The sequence below is a fragment of the Devosia aquimaris genome (assembly GCF_020169335.1).
Lineage (GTDB): Bacteria > Pseudomonadota > Alphaproteobacteria > Rhizobiales > Devosiaceae > Devosia > Devosia aquimaris.
On sequence record NZ_JAIEZN010000001.1, the window covers coordinates 608,442 to 629,172 of the forward strand.

Sequence of the window (20,731 nt, forward strand, 5' to 3'; positions counted from 1 at the left end):
CGCCGCTGCGCAAGAGTTTTGCATAGGGTATTGAAATGAAAAGAAAAATACCCCGCCAGCAACGGGCAATCTCGGCGGTGGACATCACCCTGGAGGCCACTGCTCAGCTTCTGGAGCAATCCCTTGACGGGCATGTTACTACCAATCACGTTGCGGCCCGGGCCGGCTATTCGGTCGGCACGATCTATCGCTATTTTGCCGACAAGAATGCGATCTTCGAGGCCATGATCCGGTCCGAACTGGCGCGCCAGGAAGCGCAGGTCGCCGCCCGGCTCGCCGATCCGGACATCACCACCGTCGAAGGCTTTGCCCGCGTTCTGGTGACCGCGGCGCTCAAGCCGCTCAAGGGCCGGGTCAAGGTGCGGCGCGCGCTGATGCTGGCCGCTGCCAACCGGCGCGATCTGGCACTTCTTCTGGATGACACGCTGGATCGCCTGACCGAGCTGTTCGTTGAGGCCGTGCGCAACCGCGCTGCCGACTGTGTTCGCGTCCCGCCCGAAGCCGGCCGCCACGTCATCTTGCGTGGCGTCATCGCCGCGACCCGCTCGGCCGCGCTGGCCAAGCCGCATTTGCTGGATGACCCCGATTTCGAAATCGAACTCGTCCGCTCCCTGACGCAGGCATTTCGCTAGGGACACCGCACCATCCCTGCATAATCTGGTGTTGCAGATGGTCAGCCGCAGCACATTCCCCTATGGTGCCGCCCGTTGTCCCGTTGCTGCTCTCTCCCGTGTCGCCCGCTGCCCGTCTGCAAACCACCCTTGATCTGCTGCATGAAGTTGACGCCATTGCCGGCCCCGCCGACGCATTGGTGTCGGCCTTTTTCCGCGCCCGCCGGCATATCGGCGAGGATGATCGCGGCGAGATCATCGCGCTGTTCTATGCCTTGCTGCGCCATCATGCGCGGCTGGGCTGGTGGCTGGAGGGGCAGGGGGCTGAAGACCATCCACGCGGCCGGCTGCTAGCCTGGCTGATGCTGGGTGAGGGGCGCACGGCCGCCCAGGTGGCCGCGCTCTTTACGGGCCGAAATGCCGATCCCGCTGCGCTCACCGAATGGGAGCGCAATCTGCTGGGCAAGCTGCAGGGCAAATCCATCGATCATCCGGCCATGCCTGAGCCGGTGCGCGTGGAAAGCCCCGATTGGGCGTTGGCGCCGCTGCAGCGCCGCTTTGGCGTCGACTTCGCGCGCGAGATGGCGGCCACCCTGAGCCCCGCGCCGCGCGATCTGCGCGTCAACACCATCAAGGCCAACCGGCCGGCCACGCTATCGGCATTGCGCGCACTGGGCCTGCGCGCCGAGCCGACGCCCCTGGCGCCGCTGGGCATTCGCATCGACGAGAGCCTGTCGCTCGCGCGCCTGCCCATGCTCAAGTCCGGTGAGGTCGAGATCCAGGACGAAGGCTCGCAACTGGTGGCGCTCTTGGTCGATGCCCATCCAGGCGATCGCGTGGTCGATTTCTGCGCCGGCGCCGGCGGCAAGACCCTCGCCATGGCGGCACAGATGGCCAACAAAGGTCATGTCGTTGCCTGTGACGTCATGGAGGGCCGGCTCAAGCGCGCCGCCGAGCGCTTCCGCCACGCCGGTGTCCACAATGTGCAGACCCGGCTGCTCTCCAGCGAAACCGACAAATGGGTCAAGCGCCACAAGGCCGGCTTTGATCGCGTGCTGGTCGACGCTCCCTGCAGCGGCACCGGCACCTGGCGGCGCAACCCCGATGCCCGATGGCGCGCCATGGCCGGTTCGCGTCTCGACAACCTGCTGCCCTTGCAGGCCAAGATCCTGACCAGCGCCGCCCGGCTCGTCCGCCCCGGTGGGCGCCTCGTCTATGCCACCTGCTCGCTGCTGATCGAGGAAAACGAAGACCAGGTCGCCGCCTTCCTCGCCGCCCACCCCGATTTCGAGATCGTCCCACTCCCCCAGGCCGCGCCCGAGCTCACCGGCTCGGCCCACCCCGACTTCCTGTCGCTGACGCCAGGCCAGCACGACACCGACGGCTTCTTTGCCGCGGTGATGCAGCGCAGGGCGGTTGAGACGACCTCCGCCTAGCCCAGCAAAAAGCCCGCAGCAGGGGCCGCGGGCTCTTGGTCTTCCAGTGCCGTAATGCTGCTTACTTTGCCGCCACCAGGGCCGCCAGCTTGGCCGGAATGGCGAGCACGTCGCGGATGATCTGGACGCGTTCGGGCGTGTAATAGCCGTCCACATCCAGCATGTTCACCGTGCCGACCAGCTCGCCGCCGAGCACCACCGGCATGTTGACCACGCTCTGGCAGCCCAGGGAGTCGATCAGCTCGTAGTCGGGGAACACCTTGGCGATATCGGCAATCGTGTTGGCGACGAAGTAGCGGCGCTCCTTGTGCACGATGTCGAACCAGCTGTCGTAGCGGATCGGCTTGGTGCCCGAGGTCGGGTAGTTCTTGGGGTCGCTGGTATAGGCCCGGCGCGCCACTTCGGCCTGCATGTCCACCGTCATATAGGTGAAGAGCTTTGTGCCCACGGTGGCCTCGGTCAGCGCCTGCAGCGCCGCGAAGGCTTCGTCAGCGCCCTTGGCCTTGGCGATAGCCGCGTCAAACGCCGCGATGGCCTGGGAATAGTCAGTCATAGTTTGGTCCTTGGTCTCGTCCGTCTGTGGGTTTCCCCACCTGACCTCCCCGGGAGGGGGGAGGAATTGTCCTGCGCAAGCCGGTCCGTTCGGCCCGTCTCGGACCGGTCGCCCTCGTCTCGGGGGCGTCTAGGCCGCGCCGTCCAGCACGCCGCCTCGGCCTTCGGTGGCCGCCAGCAGTTCGCGGGAATAGGGCTCGACCAGCGCCTCGCGCTTGAGCAGGCCGACATCGGCGACCTCGACAATGCGCCCATGCCGCATCACGGCCAGCCGGTCGCAGAGGAAGCTCACCACCGGCAGATTGTGCGTCACCACCAGATAGGTAAGGCCCTGTTCGCGCCGCAGCCGCTTGAGCAGGTTGAGGATTTCCGCTTGCACGCTGACGTCCAGCGCCGAGGTCGGTTCGTCGAGCAGCAGCACCTTGGGTTCAAGCATCAGCGCCCTTGCAATGGCGACGCGCTGGCGCTGGCCACCCGAGAGCTGGTGCGGAAAGCGGAAGCGGAAGCGCCGGTCGAGCCCGACGGCCGTGAGCACCTCTTCAACCCGCTTGTCGCGATTGCCGATGCCGTGAATGGCCAGCGGTTCGCTGAGGGTGGCGTCGATAGTCTTGCGCGGATGCAGCGAGCCATAGGGGTCCTGGAACACCATTTGGCACTGCGCGGCGACGGCGCGCTCGACGCCATGGCTGCGGGCACGGCCGAGCAGCTCAATCGTGCCGGTCCACTCGGGCGCCAGCCCGGCAATGGCGCGCAGAATGGTCGATTTGCCCGAGCCGCTTTCGCCCACCAGCGCAAAGCTCTCGCCCTCGGCGATGTCGAGGGTGACGCCATGCACCACGGTGGTGTCGCCGTAGGAAATGCTGAGATTGTCCAGCCGGATCGCGCTCATGTGCCTGCCCATTGGCTGCGGTCGAGCACGGGCAGCTCGTCGCGGGTTTCATTGATCACCGGCATCGCCGCCAACAGCCCCCGCGTATAGGGGTGCTGCGCCTGCTCGAGCTGGCCGGCGGCGCATTCTTCCACCACCGTGCCGGCATTCATCACCAGGATGCGGTCGCAATAGCGGCTGACCAGGTTCAGGTCATGGCTGATCAGGATCAGCCCCATGCCCTTGGCCATCACCAGATTGTCGATGATGTCGAGCACCTGCGCCTGCACGCTCACGTCGAGCGCCGAGGTCGGCTCGTCGGCGATCAGCAGTTCGGGGCCGGGGATCAGCATCATGGCGATCATGATGCGCTGGCCCATGCCGCCCGAGACCTCGTGCGGATAAAGCCCGGCGACCCGCTTGGGGTCGTTGATGCGCACCGCCTCCAGCATGGACAGCATGCGCTCCTGCACCGCGCTGCGCCCGAGCTTTTCATGTGTCACCACGGCTTCGGCGATCTGCTCGCCAATGGTCATCACCGGGTTGAGCGAGAATTTTGGGTCCTGCATCACCATCGAGATGCGGGCGCCGCGAATGGCGCGCATCTGCCGGTCGCTCTGGCTGCGCAGGTCGATGCCATCGAACTCCAGCCGGTCGGCCGTAACCAGGCCCGGCTTGCGGATCAGCTTGAGAATGGCGCGGCCGGTCATCGACTTGCCCGAGCCGCTTTCGCCCACGATGCCCAGCCGCTCGCGGCCGAGATCGAAGGATATGCCCTTGACCACCTCGACCCGCCCGCGATGGGTCGGAAAGCTGACGCGCAGGTTCTTGACGGAAAGCATCGGTGCCATCACTTGCCCTCGCTCTTGGGGTCGAGCACGTCGCGCAGCCCGTCGCCGAGGAAGCAGAAGCCTAGGCTGACGATGATGATGGCAAAGCCCGGCATGGTCGCCACCCACCATTGGTCAAGGATAAAGGTGCGGCCTCGGCTGATCATGGCGCCCCATTCCGGCAGCGGCGGCTGCGCACCCAGGCCGATGAAGCCCAGGCCCGCGGCCGTCAGGATCACCCCGGCCATGTCGAGCGTCACGCGGATGATCATCGAAGAGGTGCAGAGCGGCAGCACATGTCCGACGATGACGCGGAACGGGGACGCGCCCTGCATCTGCACCGCGGCGATGAACTCCGAGCTGCGGATGGTCAGCGTCTCGGCGCGGGCGATGCGGGCATAGGCCGGCCAGGAGGTGATGGCGATGGCGATGATGGCATTGTTGATGCCCGGCCCCAGGGCCGCGACGAAAGCCAGCGCCAGGATCAGCTTGGGCATGGACAGGAAAATGTCGGTGATGCCCATTAGCACGCGGTCGGTCCAGCCGCCGAAATAACCGGCCACTGCGCCCAGCAACAGGCCCAGCGGCGCCGAGATCAGCGCCACCAGGCCCACGATAGTCAGGGTGATCTGGCTGCCCCAGATGACGCGCGAGAAGATGTCGCGGCCCAGCTCATCGGTGCCCATCCAATGGGCGCCCGAGGGCGGCGCCAGGCGATTGGCCAGATCCTGCCCGGTGGCCGAATAGGGCGCCAGCCACGGCGCCAAAAGGGCTGTGAGCACGAGAATGAGGATGATCACCCCGCCCAGCACAGACAGGGGGTTGCGCAGCAGCGCGGTGAACACCCGATAGGCCCGGCCCGCATTGGCCTGCAGGCGGGAATGGGGCGAGTCTTCCAGCAACCAGTCGCGTGTGCTCATCAGCGGGCCCTCGGGTCGAGGACGCGGTAGAGCACGTCCGAAATCTTGTTGATGAAGATGAACACGGCGCCGATCACCAGCGTCGAGCCGAGCACGGCATTCATGTCTGCATTGAGCAGCGCCGTGGTCAGATAGTTGCCGATGCCGGGCCAGGAGAACACGGTTTCGATCATCACCGAGCCTTCGAGCAGCCCGGCATAGCTGAGGCCGATGACCGTAATCAGCGGCACGCGGATCGGGTTGAAGGCATGGCGCCAGATCACCAGCCGCTCCGGCACACCCTTGACCCGGGCGGTCGTGACGAATTCCTGGCTGAGCTGATCCAGCATGAAGCTGCGCGTCATGCGAGCGATATAGGCCAGGCTGAAAAAGCCCAGCACCGAGGCCGGCAGGATGAGGTGGGTGATGGCATTCCAGAAGATGTCGATCTCCCCGGCAAGAAGGCTATCGACCAGCAGCAGGCCGGTCACCGGCTGCACCAGCCCGTCATAGAAAATGTCGAGCCGACCGGGGCCGCCGACCCAGCGCAGCCGGGCATAGAACACGGCCAGCCCGACCAGGCCCAGCCAGAAGGCCGGCATGGAATAGCCGAGCAGGCCCACCACGCGGATGATCTGGTCGATGATCGAGCCCTGGCGGCTGGCCGCGATCACGCCCAGTGGCACGCCGAGCACCACGCCGATGATGATGCCGATAGTGGCCATCTCGAGCGTCGCGGGGAAGAAGCGGCTGAGATCCTCGACCACGCTGCGCCCGGTGCTGACCGACTGCCCGAGATCGCCGGAAAACACGTTGAGCACATAGTGCACGAACTGGATCGGCAGCGGCTGGTCGAGCCCCATGGCGACGCGCGCCGCCTCATAGACTTCGCTGCTGGCGCGGTCGCCCACCACGGCCAGGACGGGATCGATCGGGATCACGCGGCCGATGAAGAAGGTGATGGCCAACAGGCCCAGGAATGTCAGCAGCACCGTGGCGACAAAACCCAGTATGGCCAGAAGGCGGCGTCTGGTTCTGCGGCTGGCAGCGCCGGCGACCTCAACGGTGGCGGCAGTCGTCGGGTTCTGGCTCAAGCGTGTTTCCTGTTGAGAAACAAGGCTCTACACCCGCAGATTGACTCTTCTGCAGATTGTGAAGCCCCTCACATTTCGCTTCCACCATACAGAAAACTTTGCTTATATCAAAAAAATTTTGGTGGTTTGATGACAAGTGCAGCGCTGACCAGGATTGATCCGAACGGGCACCCCAGGGTGGGGGCTCTTATTCGCGCCCGCCGTCGCCAGCAGCATATGACGCTGGAAGCGCTTGGCAAGGCGGCCGCGGTTTCGGTGGGTTATCTCAGCCAGGTCGAGCGCGACCATGCCACCCCCTCGCTGGGCACGCTGGCCCAGATTGCCGCAGCCTTGGGCGTGGGCATCGACTATTTCGTCTCCGCCCCCACCGCCAAGACCGCGCTGACGCGGGCAGGGGAGCGCAACCGCTTTTCCCTTGATGGCTCCTCCATCGTCTACGAGCGCCTGGGCACCGATTTTCCCGGCAACATGCTCTCCAGCTTCGTCATGGAAGTGCCGCCCGGCTATCGCTCCGAGACCGTGGCGCATGAGGGCGAGGAAATCCTCTATGTGCTCGAAGGCGCCATCACCCAGCGCCTGGATGGCGACGAGATGATCATGAGCGCCGGCGACAGCCTGCATTTCCGCGGCAATCGCCCCCATTCGTGGTCCAACCACACCGACAAACCTGCGCGCCTCCTCTGGACCGGCACGCTCGCGCTCTTCCGCTCATCGGCCAAGCCCTCGCGCCAGCCTGATGCGGTTACCAGACCTGGCCTTCGGCCGGTGAAAAACAAGAAAATCGTCAAACCCCAGGAGAAACGCTGATGAAACTCTTCCGCGCAGCCTTGCTGGCGACGGCGCTGGCTCTGCCTTTGGGCAGTGTCGCCGCTATCGCCGCCACGCCTGCCGACGCTCTCGTCGTCGCCCAGAACATCGACGACATCGTCGCCCTCGATCCGGCCCAGGCCTATGAGTTCACCTCCGGCGAGATCAACACCAATGTGTATGATCGCCTGGTGGGCTATGAAGCCGAGGACACCACGGTGCTGGCACCTGGCCTCGCCACTGAATGGGTGGCCGATGATGCCGCCAAGACCATCACCTTCACCCTGCGCGACGCCAAGTTTGCCTCCGGCAACCCCGTGCGTCCCGAAGACGTGGTGTTCTCCTTCACCCGCGTGGTCAAGCTCAACCTGACCCCGGCCTTCATTCTCACCCAGCTCGGCTGGACCCCCGAGAACATCGCCGACATGGTCACCATCGATGGCAACAAGGTCATCGTGAAGTATGAGGGCGATTTCTCCTCCGCCTTCGTGCTCAACGTGCTGGCCTCGCGCCCGGCCTCCATCGTCGATGAAGTGCTGGTCATGGCCAACGAGACCGCCGGCGACATGGGCAATGCCTGGCTGAACACCCATTCGGCTGGCTCGGGCCCCTTCGTGATGACCGATTTCCGCCCCGCTGAAATCGTCCGCCTTACCGCCAATGAGAATTACTTCCGTGGCGCCCCCGCCATGAAGCAGATCCTGATCCGCCACGTTGCCGAAGCCGCCACCCAGCAGCTGCTGCTGAGCTCGGGCGACGTCGACATCGCCAAGAACCTGACCCCGGACCAGATCTCGGGCCTGTCCACCGACACCATCAAGGTGGAAACCTATCCGCAGGCGGCCGTGCACTTCCTCTCCTTCAACCAGAAGGACGAAGCCCTGACCCCGCCCGCCGTCTGGGAAGCCGCGCGCTACCTGGTCGACTACGATGGCATGACCCAGTCCTTCCTCAAGGGCCAGATGGAAAAGCACCAGGCCTTCTGGCCCAAGGGCTTCCCCGGCTCCTATGACGAGACCCCGTTCAGCCTGGACGTGGAAAAGGCCAAGCAGATTCTGGCTGACGCCGGTGTCGCGACGCCGATCAACGTCACCCTCGACGTGATCAATGCCGCGCCCTTCACCGACATGGCGCAGTCGCTGCAGGCGACCTTCGCCGAAGCGGGCATCAACTTCGAGATTCTCCCGGGCACTGGCGCCCAGGTGATCACCAAGTACCGCGAGCGCACCCACCAGGCCATGCTGCTGTACTGGGGCCCCGACTTCATGGACCCGCACTCCAACGCCAAGGCCTTCGCCTACAACTCGGACAACTCGGACGACAACTACACCGCCACCACCACCTGGCGGAACGCCTGGGCTGTTCCGGACGCGCTGAACAAGGAAGTCACCGCTGCCCTGGCCGAATCCGACCAGGCCAAGCGTGATGAGCTCTATGTCGACCTGCAGAAGCAGGTGCAGGCGTCCTCGCCCATCGTCATCATGTTCCAGGCCGCGCTGACCATCGCCATGGCCAACAATGTCGAAGGCTATGTCAACGGCGCGACCTCGGACTTTGTCTACTATCGCCTCGTGACCAAGAACTAGGCTGGCGCCCCGCGCGCTTCGCCCACCAGACGACAGCGTCCCCAAGCCGCTGTCGCAGCGGGGCCGGACCACCTCCCTCTTCGTGGCCCGGCCCCAGTTACCCGTCTCCGTTCAGGGCCGCCCACCAGGCGGTCCTCTCTGTCAGTGGCGCCCGCTGCGCCGGCCGCGCACGCCCACTGCCACCCCTAATTCAGTCAGCATCGAGCCCGCCCATGAACGCCACTCTGCAAACCCGCCTCGCCAATCTGCGTGCCCGCATGGCGGCCACTGCGACCGATCTGGTGGTCATCGGGCCCTCGAGCCACATGCTCTATCTGGCCGATCTGTCCCCGCATGGCGACGAGCGCCCGGTTCTGCTCATGATCAGCCAAAGCTTTGCCGGCTTCCTGATGCCTGCGCTCAATGTCGACAGCGCCCGCCAGCACACCGACCTGCCGTTCTTCCCCTGGGCCGATGCCGATGGCCCCGCCGATGCGCTGGAGCAGTTGATTGCCGCCACCGGCATTGACCGCACGGCGCCCTCAATCGTTCTGGACGAGACCATGCGCGCCGATTTCACGCTGCTGGTGCTCGATACGCTGCCCGGCGCCAGCCGCCGCTTCACCAATGACACGGTGGGCTATCTGCGCTCGCGCAAGGACAATGCCGAGTATGACGCGCTCAAGAAGAGCGCCGTGCTCAACGATGCCGCCATGGCCGCCGGCTTTGCCGCGCTGCGCCCGGGCATCACCGAGCGCGAAGTGGCCACTGCCATCCGCGATTTCTATAAGGCCAATGGCGCCACCACCGAATTCTGCTCGGTCTGCTTTGGTCCCAATGGCGCTTTCCCGCACCACCATACCGGCGAAACCAGGCTCGCCGAGGGCGATGCCGTGCTGATCGACACCGGCGCGCGCATCCATGGCTATCCCAGCGACATGACCCGCGTGGGCTTTTATGGCACGGCGCCCGAGGGCTTTGGCCAGATCCACTCGATCCTTGATCGGGCCGTCGAGGCCGCCATCGCCGCCGCCAAGCCCGGCACGCGCGCCAGCGAGGTCGACAAGGCCGCCCGCGACGTCATCACCGCCGCCGGCTATGGCCCCAATTTCCTCCACCGCACCGGCCATGGCCTGGGCATCGACATCCACGAGACGCCCTATATCACCGCCACCTCGGACACGGTGCTCGAAGAGGGCATGGTGTTCTCCATCGAGCCGGGCATCTACCTGCAGGGCCGCTTCGGCCTGCGGCTGGAAGAGATCGTCATCATCCGCAATGGCGTCGCCGAAATCCTCTCCGACATGCCTCGCACCGCCGTGGCGGTGGGGTGATGGGCGCAACCATGGGGCCGGCGCCCGTGCTCACCACGGCGCGCCTGATCCTGCGGCCGCATACGGTTGAGGATTTTGCGCCCTGCTGCGCACTCTGGGCCGAACCGGGCGTCATCCGCTTCATCGGCGGGCGACCCAGCACGCCGGAAGAGGTATGGGCGCGGCTGCTGCGCTATGCCGGGCTCTGGTCGCTGCGCGGCTATGGCTATCTGCTGGTCACCGACCGCACCACAGGGGCACTGGTGGGCGAGGTGGGCCTCGCCGATTTCCAGCGCGACATCACCGCCGCTTTTGGCGATACGCCTGAGGCCGGCTGGGTGCTGCTGCCGCAATACCATGGCAAGGGCCTCGCCCGCGAAGCCCTGCAGGCGCTGCTGGATTGGGCCGACCTGAACCATCCGCGCACGGTCTGCATGATCGACCCGGCCAACATGCCGTCGCTGGCTCTGGCCGGACGGCTCGGCTACGCCGAATATGCAAGGGCAACCTACAAGGACCACCCCACGATCCTGTTCGAGCGCAAGGCGCTGGCGAGAGGCTGATCAGGTCCGCAGCAGGGGCACATCGCCCGGCACATCGCGCTCCAGCACCAGCACTCCATCGACCACGCGCAGCCGGCCATGGTGGATGGCGGTGCGCCGCGCCGCCACATCGGGCGGGCCCTCGGCCTGGCTGTGCTCATTCCATTCGGGATGGGTGAAATAATAGAGCACGGCATGCTCGCCCATGACCACCACATCGGCGTGGCGCGCCAGCCGCCGGTCATCCTCGGCCAGACCCGGCACATCGCCGATCAGCCCCTGCCACTGCCAATTCCGCGCGTCCGTCGAGCGATAGACGCCCTGGCCGCGCCACTCGTCCACGATCATCCAGTGCCAGCCGCCCAGCACGAAGACATTGGGGCCCTCATGGCCGCGCCCGCCCTTGTCGCCGGGGATCACCTCGCCCTCGACGGTCCAGTCTTTGAGGTTCGGGCTCGTCGCCGCCCAGGTGGCAGAATGGTTGTTCTCGTCCTTGTACCACAGACGCCAGAGCCCATCGGGGCACAGCGCCACGGCGGCATCGATCACCCGCGGGCTGCTGAGTGCCACCGGGCCGACCCGCGTCCAGTTTTCCAGATCCGGGCTGGTGTAATGCACAATGGTGCGCGGCACGCCCGGCCAGTCATCCGGTATCCCCGAGATATAGCTGAGGAACATGTGATATTGCCCCAGGGCATGGATCACCTCGGGCGCCCAATGGGTATTGCTGCCAGGCACGTCGCCGGGGGCATCCAGGCCCTTGACGGTGCCGCGATAGGTCCAGCTCGCGCCATCGTCAGTCGAGACCGCAATGCCGATGGCACAGCCATGGATCCAGGTGAACTTTGGCCCCACGGCCTCTGGCCGGCGATTGGTGTAGAACATCCACCATTCATTGCTGCCCGCGCGGCGGATCACCGTGGGGTCCGCCGCCCCGTCTTCGATCGGGTCGCGAAAGATCGCCGTACTCATGCTGTCCGCTCGTGCTCTGGCAATGACATGGGATCAGGCCGCAACGCCCCGCGTAGGGGCCGCCGCGGCCTGCCGAAACAGGCGCCTGGCTAGGCGCGGTCGTAGCTCATGACCATGCGGCCATCCGGCCGGTCGACCAGCCGGCCCGGGCGCTTGACCAGTTCATTGGCCAGCTCGACCATCTCGGGGTCAGTCGCCAGCTTGCCCGCGCCGGCGTCCTCGGTCGAGAGCACGCTGGCCTTGAGCAGGCGCGAATACGGGTGCTCGGGATTGTCCAGCACGGTCCGCGCGTCGCCCATTTCCACGATCCGCCCGCGCTGCATGATGATCAGCCGGTTGGAGATGTAATAGGCCGTCGCCAGATCGTGGGTGATGTAGATCACCGACACGCCCAGATCATCGCGCAGGCTCTTGAGCAGGTTGACGATGCTCATGCGCAGGCTCGCGTCCACCATGCTGACCGGCTCATCGGCCACCAGCAGCGGCGGATTGGGGATCAGCGCCCGCGCGATGGCGGCGCGCTGCAATTGCCCGCCGCTCATTTCGTGCGGATAGCGGCCGCGCACTTCGGCCAGGCTCAGGCCCACCTTCTGCAAGGCGCCATCCATGGCGCCGTCGAGATCGTCGCGGCTCTTGAGCCTCAGGAAGCGCCTGGCCGTGGATTCCAGATAGCGATCCACCCGTTTGAGCGGATTGAACGCCTCAAAGGGGTTCTGGAACACCGGCTGCACCTTGGCCATGAAGTCGAGGCGTTCCTGCCGCCCCACCCGATGGCTCACCGTCTTGCCGGCAAAGCTGATCTCGCCCGAGGTGGGCAGTTCCAGCCCCAGGATCATGCGGGCCAGCGTGGTCTTGCCCGAGCCCGATTCCCCGATGATGGTGAAGATCTCCGGCTTGTCCGAAGACAGCGTCAGATTGGCGTCCTGCACCGCATTGATCACGCGCCGACCGAGCAGCCCGCCCATGGTGAAGCGCTTGTTGACGTTGCGAACTTCCAGCAGCGTTGTCATGCCATCACTCCATGGGCCACATGCGGGCTGACCAGCGGCTTGACGTCCTGCCAGCGCCAGCAGGCAGTGCGGTGGTCCGGTCCGACCTGTTCGAGCGGCGGCACGTCCTTGCGGCACTTGTCGACGGCCAGCGGGCAGCGCGGATGGAAGCGGCAGCCCTGCGGCGGATCGGCCAAATTGGGCGGGCGACCCTCCAGCGCCGGGCGCTGCGTGGTGTCACCAATGCGCGGCAGGCTGGCCACTAGATGGGCGGTATAGGGGTGCTTGGGCGCAAAGAACATCTCGCGCGTCGGCCCTTCCTCCACCAGGCGACCGGCATAGATGATGCCCACGCGGTCGGCCATGTTGGCATGCACGCTCATGTCATGGGTCACAAACACCACCGAGCTGTTCATGTCCTGCTGGATCTCGCGGATCAGCCCCAGCACTTCCTTTTGCACCACCACGTCGAGCGCGGTGGTCGGCTCGTCGGCAATGACGAACTCGGGATGGCAGACCGTGGCCAGCCCGATGGTGACGCGCTGCCGCATGCCGCCGCTGAGCTCGTGCGGAAAGGCGTTGAGCACCTCCGGCGGCAGCTTGAGGCGGCGCAGGTGTTCGATCACCCGCGCCTCGAAGGCCTCGTTGGAAAGCCCAAGCGGACGGAAGGCGAAGTCGCGGAAGGTCTTGCCGATCTTGCGCACCGGGTTGAGCACGCTCATCGAGCCCTGCATGATGTAGCTCAGGTCACGCCAGCGCACGCGCTCGACCTCGCTGGGCGAGGCATGGGCAACGTCGATCTTGCCGCTCTTGAAGTCGAACTCGACCGTGCCCGAGACGACGCGCAGCGGCGGCCGGATGGCGGCGGCCAGCACCTTGATGAAGCTGGTCTTGCCCGACGAGCTTTCGCCGGCGATGCCATAGACCTCGCCCTTGCGCACCGTCATGGTGATGCCATCCACGGCCCGGACCTCGCGGTTCACGCCGAAATAGTTCATCTGGTAATAGGCCTTGAGGTCATTGACCCTGAGGATGTCCTGTTTGGTGGTCTGGCTCATGCTCAGGCTCCCATGCGGCGCAGGCGGCTGCGCGGGTCGATATATTCGTTCATGCTCATGGCCAGCAGGAACAGGCCGATGAAGGTGATCACGATCATCGCCACCGGGATGGCGATCCACCACCAGACGCCCACCACCATGGCCGAGTGGCTGTTGGCCCAGTAGAGCGAGGTGCCGATGGTGGGGTTGTTGATATTGGTGAAACCCAGCACGGCCAGCGTCACCTCCAGGCCGATCGACCACAGCATGTTGTTCATGAAGGTGGCAAAGACGATCGGCATCACATAGGGCAGGTGCTCTTCCAGCAGCACCTTGCGCGTCGACATGCCGGCAAACACCGCATGCCGCGTGAACTCGCGATGCTTGAGGCCCAGCGCCACCGAGCGGATGAGGCGGGCATCGAACGGCCAGCCGAAGCAGGCCATGATCAGGGCCAGCGTCAGGCTGTCCATGTTGTTGCGCAGCACGAAATAGAACAGCACCAGCACCGGGAAGATGGGGATGGCCACGAAGATGTCGTTGATGAACATGAGCACCCGGTCGACCCAGCCCCCTACATAGCCGGCAGTCAGGCCCACGGCGATGGAGATGATGCGCGAGAGCACCGCCACCGTCAGGCCGAAGGTCAGGCTGTTCCGCATGGCGGCCGAGAGCTGCCAGAACATGTCCTGGCCGCGCGAATTGGTGCCGAACCAGTACTGCGCCGATGGCGGCTGGTCCGGAATGGTCATGTAGATCAGGCTGGGGTCCACCGGCGAGAAGAAGCTCAGGCAGGCGAAGATGACCACGGCGCCCACCAGGATCAGCCCGATGGCAAACTCGATATTGTAGCGGATAAGGTCGCGGAATACGGCAAACATGGTCTTACTACTCCGCCCGCACGCGTGGATCGAGGATGGGATAGAGCAGGTCCACGATGAAGATGGCGATGGCCACCGCCGTCACGGACACGCTCGACACCGCCAGCACCAGCGAATAGTCGCCGGCATTGACCGCATCGATCAGCAGCGAACCCAGTCCCGGATAGTTGAACACCTGCTCGGTGATCACCGTGCCGGAAAACACGCCGCCCAGCGCCATGGCCAGCGCCGTCAGCTGCGGCACCAGGGCATTGCGCATCACATAGCCGGTCACGATGGTGGATCGCTTGACGCCGGCCAGTTCGGCATAGGTCACATAGTCTTCGGTGACGATATTGGAGACCAGGGCGCGCATGCCCAGGAACCAGCCGCCGAAGCCGACCAGCACCAGCGACAGGGCCGGCAGGGTCGCGTGCTGGATCACCGACGAGATATAGGGCCAGTTGAACCCGGGCGAGACATCCATGGCAAAGCCGCCCGAGATCGGCAGCACCGGCCAGAGGAAGCCGAACACGATCAGCATGATGAAGGCGACGACATAATAGGGGATCGGCTGGATGCCGATGGCCACGAGCCCGAAAGCCTTGAGGAAGCGGTTGTTCTGGCTGTAGCCGGCCAGGCCACCCATCACATTGCCGATCACGAAGGTGATCAGCGTCGCCAGGGTGAGCAGGGTGACGGTCCAGGGCAGGGCGCGCATCACCAGCGTCATTGCCGGGGTGGGGAAGGCCAGCAGCGAGGGGCCGAAATCGCCCCGCACCAGGCGGGCCCAGAAATTGATGTATTGGGTGATGATGGGCTCTTCCACGCCATAGAGCTCGGTGAGCGCCGCGCGCATCGCCACGATGGCCTCGGGATTGGAGACCGAGCGCGCGGTCATGCGACCGAGCGCGGCTTCCACGGGGCTGATGGGGGACAGATGGGTCACCAGGAATGTCGCCGACACCCCGAAGAAAATGACCGCCAGCAATTGCAGCAGGCGCTTGCCGACAAAAACCAGATAACCTTGCATTCGGACTCCTCAACCGTCCTGGCCTGCAGCCCTCGTCCGCGCCGTGCCGCCCATTGGGGCAGGGGACGCGTCATCGCATGGAGGGTGCGTGTTGCTCGGGCGCTGGACGCATCCTCAGTCCGCGACGCGCCGGAGATCGAATTGGGCGTGGTGCCACCACGCCATTGGGCATGGGCGGGGAGCGCGGTCTCCCGCGCTCCCCTGAGGCCGCATGGCCGAAGCCATGCGACCCGGGAGGACCCTAGACCGCCCCTTCGACGGGGGTGATCTGCGTGAAGATATACTTCCCGTTCGACCAGTTGGTGACTGGGTTGGCGTAGTTGTTGTCCGCGTTCGGCCAGCCGGTCCAGTAGCGGTTCGACTGGATGGAGAACACGTTGTACGACATGATCGGGATGTTCGGCATTTCTTCGAGGTGCAGCTTGACGAAGTCGTGGCCGTACTCGATCGCCTTGGGATCGTTGAAGTCGATCGCGCGGACCTTGTTGATGATCTCGTCCAGACGCGGATCTTTCCAGCGCATCCAGTTGCGGCCCGGCTGGGTCGCGCCCGGCTCGGCCACGAAGGACGAGTGGTAGCTGTCCAGGAAGAACGCGAGATCGGGGTGACCACCATAGGTCTCCACGGCCCAGCCGATTTCCACTTCGAAATCGCCCGCACCGGTACGATCCCAGATGTCGGTGGCGACTTCGGCCGTGGCCTGGACGCCGTTCTGGGCCCAGCTCTGGGCAATCATCACGCCAAGGCGGTTGATCACGCCTTCCTGCGGTACCAGCACGCTGATGGTGAAGGGCGAGCCATCGGGCATCATCCACTGGTTGCCGCTCTTGCTGAAGCCAGCTGCGGTGAGCAGTTCCTCAGCCGCCTGCACATCGGTCTTCCACCAGCCGTAGCCGAAGGAATTGCGGATGGCATCGGGGTCGGTCGGCACGGAATCGCCGAACTGCGGACGCACCATTTCGGCGATCTGCAGGCCGACATCGGGGTCATACGGCTTGATCTTGCGGGTGCCGGTGTCGACCTCGAAGTTGATGAGGTAGTCCTGCAGCGGCGCATGATAGTCGCGCGGATGGGTGCCGGTGGGCGGGATGGAGATGGCCGACAGGGTCGCCGCGCCACGATAGGACGCCATGGACATGGCGCGTGCGTCGAGCATGAGCGTGAGGGCCCAGCGGACCCGCTTGTCCTGGAACTTGGGGTTCTGCAGGTTGAACACGGCCATCGGCAGCGTCGGATCGGGATGCGCATAGGGGAAGCCCGGGAACCAGCCCTGGACGTTCGGATCCTGCTGCACAATCGAGAACGTGCCTTCCGGCGACAGGTCGTGGATCATGTCGAGATTGCCATTGCGCATCTCGATGAGCCGGTTGTCGGTGGAAATATTGTTCCGGTAGATGATGTACTTGGGCTTGGGCTCGCCAACCAGGGCGATGGTGGTCTTGTCCCAGTCCGCGCGCTTTTCCCAGATATACCAGGTGCCGTTCGGATCGAACGAATGCAGCGTGTAGGGGCCAAGGCTGACCGGCGGATTGTTCTCGAACGCGACGATGTCCTCGACGCCCTCGAACACATGCTTGGGCATGATCCAGGCGGCATTCCAGCGCACCGAGAAGGTGGTGTGGAAGCGCGAATTGGGCGCCTTGAGCTTGAAGTGAACCGTATAGGGGTCCTCGGCGGTGACGGTTTCGATCTGCGTCGAGAAGGCGCCGTACCAGCCGGTGCCGGGCGTTGCTGCCTGCTTTTCGACCGTGAACACCACGTCGTCGGCGGTGAACTCCACGCCGTCGCTCCACATGATGCCCTTGCGCAGCTTCACCGTCATTTCGGAGAAGTCGTCGTTATATTCCCACGGGCCTTCGGCCAGCGAATAATAGATGGCGTTTTCGCTCTTGCCCTGCACGCCGGCATCGGGGTCGATGTACCAGAACGTGTCTGCCGTCAGCTGCTGCAGGCCGGTGCTCAGGCCGCCGCCGCCATTGGCCCACAGGTTGAACCAACCGGGATTGCGGATGGTGCCTTCCGGGTTGTGCACGATCACCGTTTCGTTGCGCGGAAACTGCGCCAGGTCGGGCGCGCTGCTTTCCTGGGCATAGGCCAGGCCCTTGCCAGCGGCCATGAGCGCGCCGACAGCCGTCGTTCCAATAAGGAAACTGCGTCTATCCATCTGTGTTTTCCTCCCTTTGCGACATGTCTCCCACACGTCGCGCCGCGGCGGTGAACCCGCCAACATTTGTCATACTTAACTTAGGCCGGAGGGTTGTCAACGGGTGTGCTGATATAAATCCAAAATCATGATACAGAGCACAAAGGGGACCATCCTTGCGGATGATCCCCTTTTTCGATGCGTGTCTGTGCGTCGTCAAAGACGCTGCCGGACGCAGGCGCGCCGACCAGTAATCCCACCGGATTTTCGCACCCTAGCACGGTTACGCTGCAGCTGCGGTCAACATGATGTTAACCCCAACGCCACCGGCAGGGAGCACATTCAGTGCCCGTGCGAGCCGAACCCGATCAGACCTTCACGCGCACCATCTGGTAGGAATAGGGCGGCAGCGAGACGGTCAGCGTGCCATTGGCAATGCTGGCGCCGTCACCCTTGCGTGGCTTGACTTCATCCTGCTTGCCGGCCGTGTTGACGGCCTTGAGGTCCGGATGGGTCATCACTTGGTGATCCACCACCGAGCCGGTGGCAAAGCCCTGCAGGCTCACTTCGGCATCGATGGAATCGGTGGTGTGGCGGTTGACCAGGAAGAAGGTCAGCGTGCCCTCGTCTTCATTGTGCACGCCCGAGATATCCACAAAGGGCGTCTCGTCGGCATGGGTGGTGCTGTAGCCGGGCGAGTTGACGACCAGGTCCAGCGCCGTGCCGCGGCCGAACACCGAAGCGAAGTAATACGGGTAGTAGATGGTCTGTGCCCAGGCCGGGCCGCCTTTTTCCGTCATGATCGGGGCGATCACGTTCACCAGCTGGGCGATACAGGCGATCTTGACCACGTCGGAGCGGCGAATGAAGGTGTTCAGGATCAGGCCGACCATCAGCACATCTTCGAAATTGTAGATGTCTTCCAATAGGCCCGGCGCATGCGGCCAGCCGCTGTTGCCGTCCAGGATCTCGCGATCCTTCTTGTTGGAATGGTACCAGACATTCCACTCGTCGAAGGAGATATAGATGTCCTTCTTGCTCTTCTTCTTGGCCTTGACCTGCTTGATGGTCGACGCGACGGTCTCGATATAGCGGTCCAGCTTCTCGCTGAGGCCGAGATAGTTCGGTGTATTGTCGTCGCGATTGGCGAAATACATGTGCAGACTGATGAAGTCCACGTGGTTGTAGGTGTGCTCGAGCACAATGCGTTCCCAGTCAGGGAAGCTGGGCATGTCCATGTGCGAGGAGCCGCACACGATCAGCTCGAGAGAATTGTCGAACATGCGCATGGCGCGGGCGGTGTTGGCGGCCAGCTTGCCATATTCGTCGGCATCCTTGTGGCCGACCTGCCAGGGGCCGTCCATCTCGTTGCCCAGGCACCACATCTTGACGTTCCAGGGCTCCTTGCGACCGTTCTTGATGCGCAGGTCGCTCCAATAGGTGCCGCCGGGGTGGTTCACATATTCCAGGAAATTGCGCGCCTCGTCGACGCCGCGGCTGCCCAGGTTGACGGCCAGCATCATCTCGGTGCCCACGGTGGCGCACCAGTCGGCGAACTCATGCACGCCTACGGCATTGCTTTCCGAGGTGTGCCAGGCCAGGTCCAGCCGGGTCGGGCGCTGCTCGCGCGGGCCGATGCCGTCTTCCCAGTTATAGGCCGACACAAAGTTACCCCCGGGGTAGCGCACCACGGGTACATTGAGGTCCTTGACCAGCTTGGCCACGTCGCCGCGCATGCCATTGGCGTCGGCCGTCGGATGGTCGGGCTCGTAGATGCCCTCATAGACCGCCCGGCCCAAATGCTCGAGGAACGCCCCATAGACACGATCATCGATCTTGCTGATCGTAAAATCCTTGTGCGCGATAACGCTTGCCTTCACGGCTGCCTCCCACTGATCCCGTTTTTATGATTTGTATCACGTGCCCCGTTGTAGACGAGGCCGGGAATGTCGCGCAAGTGGGGCAGGGTGCTTTTTTGCGGCTAGCGCTCGGTCTGCAGCCGCATGATGATTTCCTGGTCGTAATTGCCGAAACCACGCCCGAAAATATTGATGCCGCCGGGATGTTTGGCATTGGCCTTGACGGCGATGCGCAGCCGGATCGAATGGTGGGTCGAGAGGTCCAGATCCACCAGCGACACCGGCGAGATCTTGACGCCGTCGACATAGGTGCCGTCGGTGGTGACGCGCCAGCTCTTGAGCTTGCCATATTGGCTGCCCTTGAGCTTCCACCAGTCCGGCGTATAGACGCCGCGCTTGTCGCCGAAGTCACCCGGGCTCATCCAGGTGCCGATCTCGGTGCCATTGACCGACAGCGTAATATCGCTGGGCCAGTCGGCCGAGGTCCCCGGCACTTCCGAGCTGAGCTCCATGGAAAATTCCATGGCCTCGATCACCGTCTGGCTCAGCTTGGCATTGTTGGGAAACTGGTATTCGAGATAGCCGCGGGTGAACCAGATCAGCCCGGCCTTCATGCGGTCGGGGTCAAGGAAGGTATCGGGCACATCGAGCAGGCCGATAATGCCTTCGGTGGAGCACAGCCCGCAGGGCGCCGACACTTCGCAGCTGGTATAAAGGCCCAGCGGCATGGCCACCTCGATGGTGTTGCTGGCCAGCGGCTTGATGTCCTCCTTGAACATCACCATGACCTCGTCGAACATCGAGTGGCAGATCTTCTGATTGCCCTTGCGCGCCTTCTGCGTCTCGGTGCGGATCAGCCCGGCGCTCTCCAGAATCTGGATATTGGTGGAGACGGTCGATTGGGGCAGGCCCAGCTTGTCGGCAATGTCATTGCCATTCATCGCGCCTTCGACGTGCAGCAGCTTGAGAATCTTCACCCGGATCGGCGAGGCCAGACCCTTGAGCACCTCCATGTCCTCTTCGGGGTCTACGACCAGAAAATTTCGGCTCATTTCGGCTCTTTCCGGTCCGCTGCAGTGTGACAATCTTATCTATCAGGCTTTCTGATGCAATCGATACTCCGCCGCCCGCCGCATCACAACCCCGCCCAACCGGCACGCTGAGCCGCGCACGCGCCGGCACGGCGCCTGTCACCGGCAACGCACGCCAGCCGGCACCGCCACATCCCTGTCCGCCAAAGAGATTTTTCCCCAGCGTGCAAAACCCGCTTACGCACGCTTGCAATCTGTTTGCGCATTGTCTATGCAGACCCCGCGCCACG

At 64.2% G+C, this 20,731-nt stretch carries 19 protein-coding genes; 6 read left to right on the top strand and 13 right to left on the bottom strand.

Annotated features, from left to right (window positions below; all coding sequences use genetic code 11):
* Positions 1-35: 35 nt before the first annotated feature.
* Together K1177_RS02910 and K1177_RS02915 are read left to right on the top strand one after the other, a co-directional pair.
* Positions 36-632: a TetR/AcrR family transcriptional regulator gene (locus K1177_RS02910; protein WP_224701824.1), complete on the top strand. Its 597-nt coding sequence runs from the start codon at positions 36-38 to the stop codon at positions 630-632.
* 62 nt (positions 633-694) lie between these two features.
* Positions 695-2,047, top strand: a complete 1,353-nt coding sequence (locus K1177_RS02915) for an RsmB/NOP family class I SAM-dependent RNA methyltransferase (RefSeq protein WP_224701825.1) — start codon at positions 695-697, stop codon at positions 2,045-2,047.
* 61 nt (positions 2,048-2,108) lie between these two features.
* Here K1177_RS02915 and K1177_RS02920 read toward each other — a convergent pair whose 3' ends face one another.
* From K1177_RS02920 to K1177_RS02940, 5 genes are all read right to left on the bottom strand, one after another.
* The gene (locus K1177_RS02920; RefSeq protein ID WP_224701826.1) at positions 2,109-2,600 is read right to left on the bottom strand and encodes a GAF domain-containing protein; all 492 of its coding nucleotides are present in this window, start codon (positions 2,598-2,600) and stop codon (positions 2,109-2,111) included.
* 129 nt (positions 2,601-2,729) lie between these two features.
* Entirely contained in the window at positions 2,730-3,488 is a 759-nt protein-coding gene (locus tag K1177_RS02925) for an ABC transporter ATP-binding protein (protein ID WP_224701827.1), read from the bottom strand.
* Positions 3,485-4,318 carry an ABC transporter ATP-binding protein gene (locus tag K1177_RS02930; RefSeq protein ID WP_224701828.1) on the bottom strand — a complete coding sequence of 278 codons (834 nt, stop codon included), beginning with the start codon at positions 4,316-4,318 and terminating at the stop codon, positions 3,485-3,487. Before K1177_RS02930 ends, K1177_RS02925 begins: the two co-directional genes overlap by 4 nt.
* Positions 4,318-5,217, bottom strand: coding sequence for an ABC transporter permease (locus K1177_RS02935; RefSeq protein ID WP_224701829.1), 900 nt, complete (start codon positions 5,215-5,217; stop codon positions 4,318-4,320). Before K1177_RS02935 ends, K1177_RS02930 begins: the two co-directional genes overlap by 1 nt.
* A complete protein-coding gene (locus K1177_RS02940) occupies positions 5,217-6,290 on the bottom strand; it encodes an ABC transporter permease (protein WP_396119299.1) in 1,074 nt (357 codons plus the stop codon). Before K1177_RS02940 ends, K1177_RS02935 begins: the two co-directional genes overlap by 1 nt.
* 129 nt (positions 6,291-6,419) lie before the next feature.
* Here K1177_RS02940 and K1177_RS02945 point away from each other — a divergent pair, with 129 nt between their 5' ends.
* From K1177_RS02945 to K1177_RS02960, 4 genes are all read left to right on the top strand, one after another.
* On the top strand, positions 6,420-7,097 hold the full coding sequence (locus K1177_RS02945) for a helix-turn-helix domain-containing protein (protein WP_224701830.1): 678 nt from the start codon (positions 6,420-6,422) through the stop codon (positions 7,095-7,097).
* On the top strand, positions 7,097-8,683 hold the full coding sequence (locus K1177_RS02950) for an ABC transporter substrate-binding protein (RefSeq protein WP_224701831.1): 1,587 nt from the start codon (positions 7,097-7,099) through the stop codon (positions 8,681-8,683). The genes K1177_RS02945 and K1177_RS02950 overlap by 1 nt, the downstream gene beginning before the upstream one ends.
* A 212-nt stretch (positions 8,684-8,895) precedes the next feature.
* Positions 8,896-9,996, top strand: a complete 1,101-nt coding sequence (locus K1177_RS02955) for a M24 family metallopeptidase (protein WP_224701832.1) — start codon at positions 8,896-8,898, stop codon at positions 9,994-9,996.
* Positions 9,996-10,538 carry a GNAT family N-acetyltransferase gene (locus tag K1177_RS02960; protein ID WP_224701833.1) on the top strand — a complete coding sequence of 181 codons (543 nt, stop codon included), beginning with the start codon at positions 9,996-9,998 and terminating at the stop codon, positions 10,536-10,538. The genes K1177_RS02955 and K1177_RS02960 overlap by 1 nt, the downstream gene beginning before the upstream one ends.
* On the opposite strand, the gene K1177_RS02965 is transcribed toward K1177_RS02960, so the two are convergent.
* The 8 genes from K1177_RS02965 to K1177_RS03000 all read right to left on the bottom strand — a co-directional run bounded on the left by K1177_RS02965 (position 10,539) and on the right by K1177_RS03000 (position 20,462).
* On the bottom strand, positions 10,539-11,489 hold the full coding sequence (locus K1177_RS02965; protein WP_224701834.1) for a glycoside hydrolase family protein: 951 nt from the start codon (positions 11,487-11,489) through the stop codon (positions 10,539-10,541). It lies immediately after the preceding gene.
* 89 nt (positions 11,490-11,578) lie between these two features.
* On the bottom strand, positions 11,579-12,499 hold the full coding sequence (locus K1177_RS02970) for an ABC transporter ATP-binding protein (protein WP_224701835.1): 921 nt from the start codon (positions 12,497-12,499) through the stop codon (positions 11,579-11,581).
* Positions 12,496-13,536, bottom strand: coding sequence for an ABC transporter ATP-binding protein (locus K1177_RS02975; protein WP_224701836.1), 1,041 nt, complete (start codon positions 13,534-13,536; stop codon positions 12,496-12,498). The genes K1177_RS02970 and K1177_RS02975 overlap by 4 nt, the downstream gene beginning before the upstream one ends.
* Before the next feature lie 2 nt (positions 13,537-13,538).
* On the bottom strand, positions 13,539-14,396 hold the full coding sequence (locus K1177_RS02980) for an ABC transporter permease (RefSeq protein ID WP_224701837.1): 858 nt from the start codon (positions 14,394-14,396) through the stop codon (positions 13,539-13,541).
* Between the two features lie 7 nt (positions 14,397-14,403).
* Positions 14,404-15,408 carry an ABC transporter permease gene (locus tag K1177_RS02985; RefSeq protein ID WP_224701838.1) on the bottom strand — a complete coding sequence of 335 codons (1,005 nt, stop codon included), beginning with the start codon at positions 15,406-15,408 and terminating at the stop codon, positions 14,404-14,406.
* 241 nt (positions 15,409-15,649) lie between these two features.
* On the bottom strand, positions 15,650-17,572 hold the full coding sequence (locus tag K1177_RS02990; RefSeq protein ID WP_224701839.1) for an ABC transporter substrate-binding protein: 1,923 nt from the start codon (positions 17,570-17,572) through the stop codon (positions 15,650-15,652).
* Between the two features lie 347 nt (positions 17,573-17,919).
* Positions 17,920-19,431, bottom strand: coding sequence for an arabinosylfuranosidase ArfA (arfA, locus tag K1177_RS02995; protein ID WP_224701840.1), 1,512 nt, complete (start codon positions 19,429-19,431; stop codon positions 17,920-17,922).
* Positions 19,432-19,532: 101 nt separating this feature from the next.
* On the bottom strand, positions 19,533-20,462 hold the full coding sequence (locus K1177_RS03000; protein WP_224701841.1) for an ArsR/SmtB family transcription factor: 930 nt from the start codon (positions 20,460-20,462) through the stop codon (positions 19,533-19,535).
* Positions 20,463-20,731: the final 269 nt, after the last annotated feature.

What these genes read in the sequence shown, in the direction of transcription:
- K1177_RS02910 (WP_224701824.1), top strand. Translation starts at nt 36, where the DNA reads ATGAAAAGAAAAATACCCCGCCAGCAACGGGCAATCTCGGCGGTGGAC.
- K1177_RS02915 (WP_224701825.1), top strand. Translation starts at nt 695, where the DNA reads ATGGTGCCGCCCGTTGTCCCGTTGCTGCTCTCTCCCGTGTCGCCCGCT.
- K1177_RS02920 (WP_224701826.1), bottom strand. Translation starts at nt 2,600, where the DNA reads ATGACTGACTATTCCCAGGCCATCGCGGCGTTTGACGCGGCTATCGCC.
- K1177_RS02925 (WP_224701827.1), bottom strand. Translation starts at nt 3,488, where the DNA reads ATGAGCGCGATCCGGCTGGACAATCTCAGCATTTCCTACGGCGACACC.
- K1177_RS02930 (WP_224701828.1), bottom strand. Translation starts at nt 4,318, where the DNA reads ATGGCACCGATGCTTTCCGTCAAGAACCTGCGCGTCAGCTTTCCGACC.
- K1177_RS02935 (WP_224701829.1), bottom strand. Translation starts at nt 5,217, where the DNA reads ATGAGCACACGCGACTGGTTGCTGGAAGACTCGCCCCATTCCCGCCTG.
- K1177_RS02945 (WP_224701830.1), top strand. Translation starts at nt 6,420, where the DNA reads ATGACAAGTGCAGCGCTGACCAGGATTGATCCGAACGGGCACCCCAGG.
- K1177_RS02950 (WP_224701831.1), top strand. Translation starts at nt 7,097, where the DNA reads ATGAAACTCTTCCGCGCAGCCTTGCTGGCGACGGCGCTGGCTCTGCCT.
- K1177_RS02955 (WP_224701832.1), top strand. Translation starts at nt 8,896, where the DNA reads ATGAACGCCACTCTGCAAACCCGCCTCGCCAATCTGCGTGCCCGCATG.
- K1177_RS02960 (WP_224701833.1), top strand. Translation starts at nt 9,996, where the DNA reads ATGGGCGCAACCATGGGGCCGGCGCCCGTGCTCACCACGGCGCGCCTG.
- K1177_RS02965 (WP_224701834.1), bottom strand. Translation starts at nt 11,489, where the DNA reads ATGAGTACGGCGATCTTTCGCGACCCGATCGAAGACGGGGCGGCGGAC.
- K1177_RS02970 (WP_224701835.1), bottom strand. Translation starts at nt 12,499, where the DNA reads ATGACAACGCTGCTGGAAGTTCGCAACGTCAACAAGCGCTTCACCATG.
- K1177_RS02975 (WP_224701836.1), bottom strand. Translation starts at nt 13,536, where the DNA reads ATGAGCCAGACCACCAAACAGGACATCCTCAGGGTCAATGACCTCAAG.
- K1177_RS02980 (WP_224701837.1), bottom strand. Translation starts at nt 14,396, where the DNA reads ATGTTTGCCGTATTCCGCGACCTTATCCGCTACAATATCGAGTTTGCC.
- K1177_RS02985 (WP_224701838.1), bottom strand. Translation starts at nt 15,408, where the DNA reads ATGCAAGGTTATCTGGTTTTTGTCGGCAAGCGCCTGCTGCAATTGCTG.
- K1177_RS02990 (WP_224701839.1), bottom strand. Translation starts at nt 17,572, where the DNA reads ATGGATAGACGCAGTTTCCTTATTGGAACGACGGCTGTCGGCGCGCTC.
- K1177_RS03000 (WP_224701841.1), bottom strand. Translation starts at nt 20,462, where the DNA reads ATGAGCCGAAATTTTCTGGTCGTAGACCCCGAAGAGGACATGGAGGTG.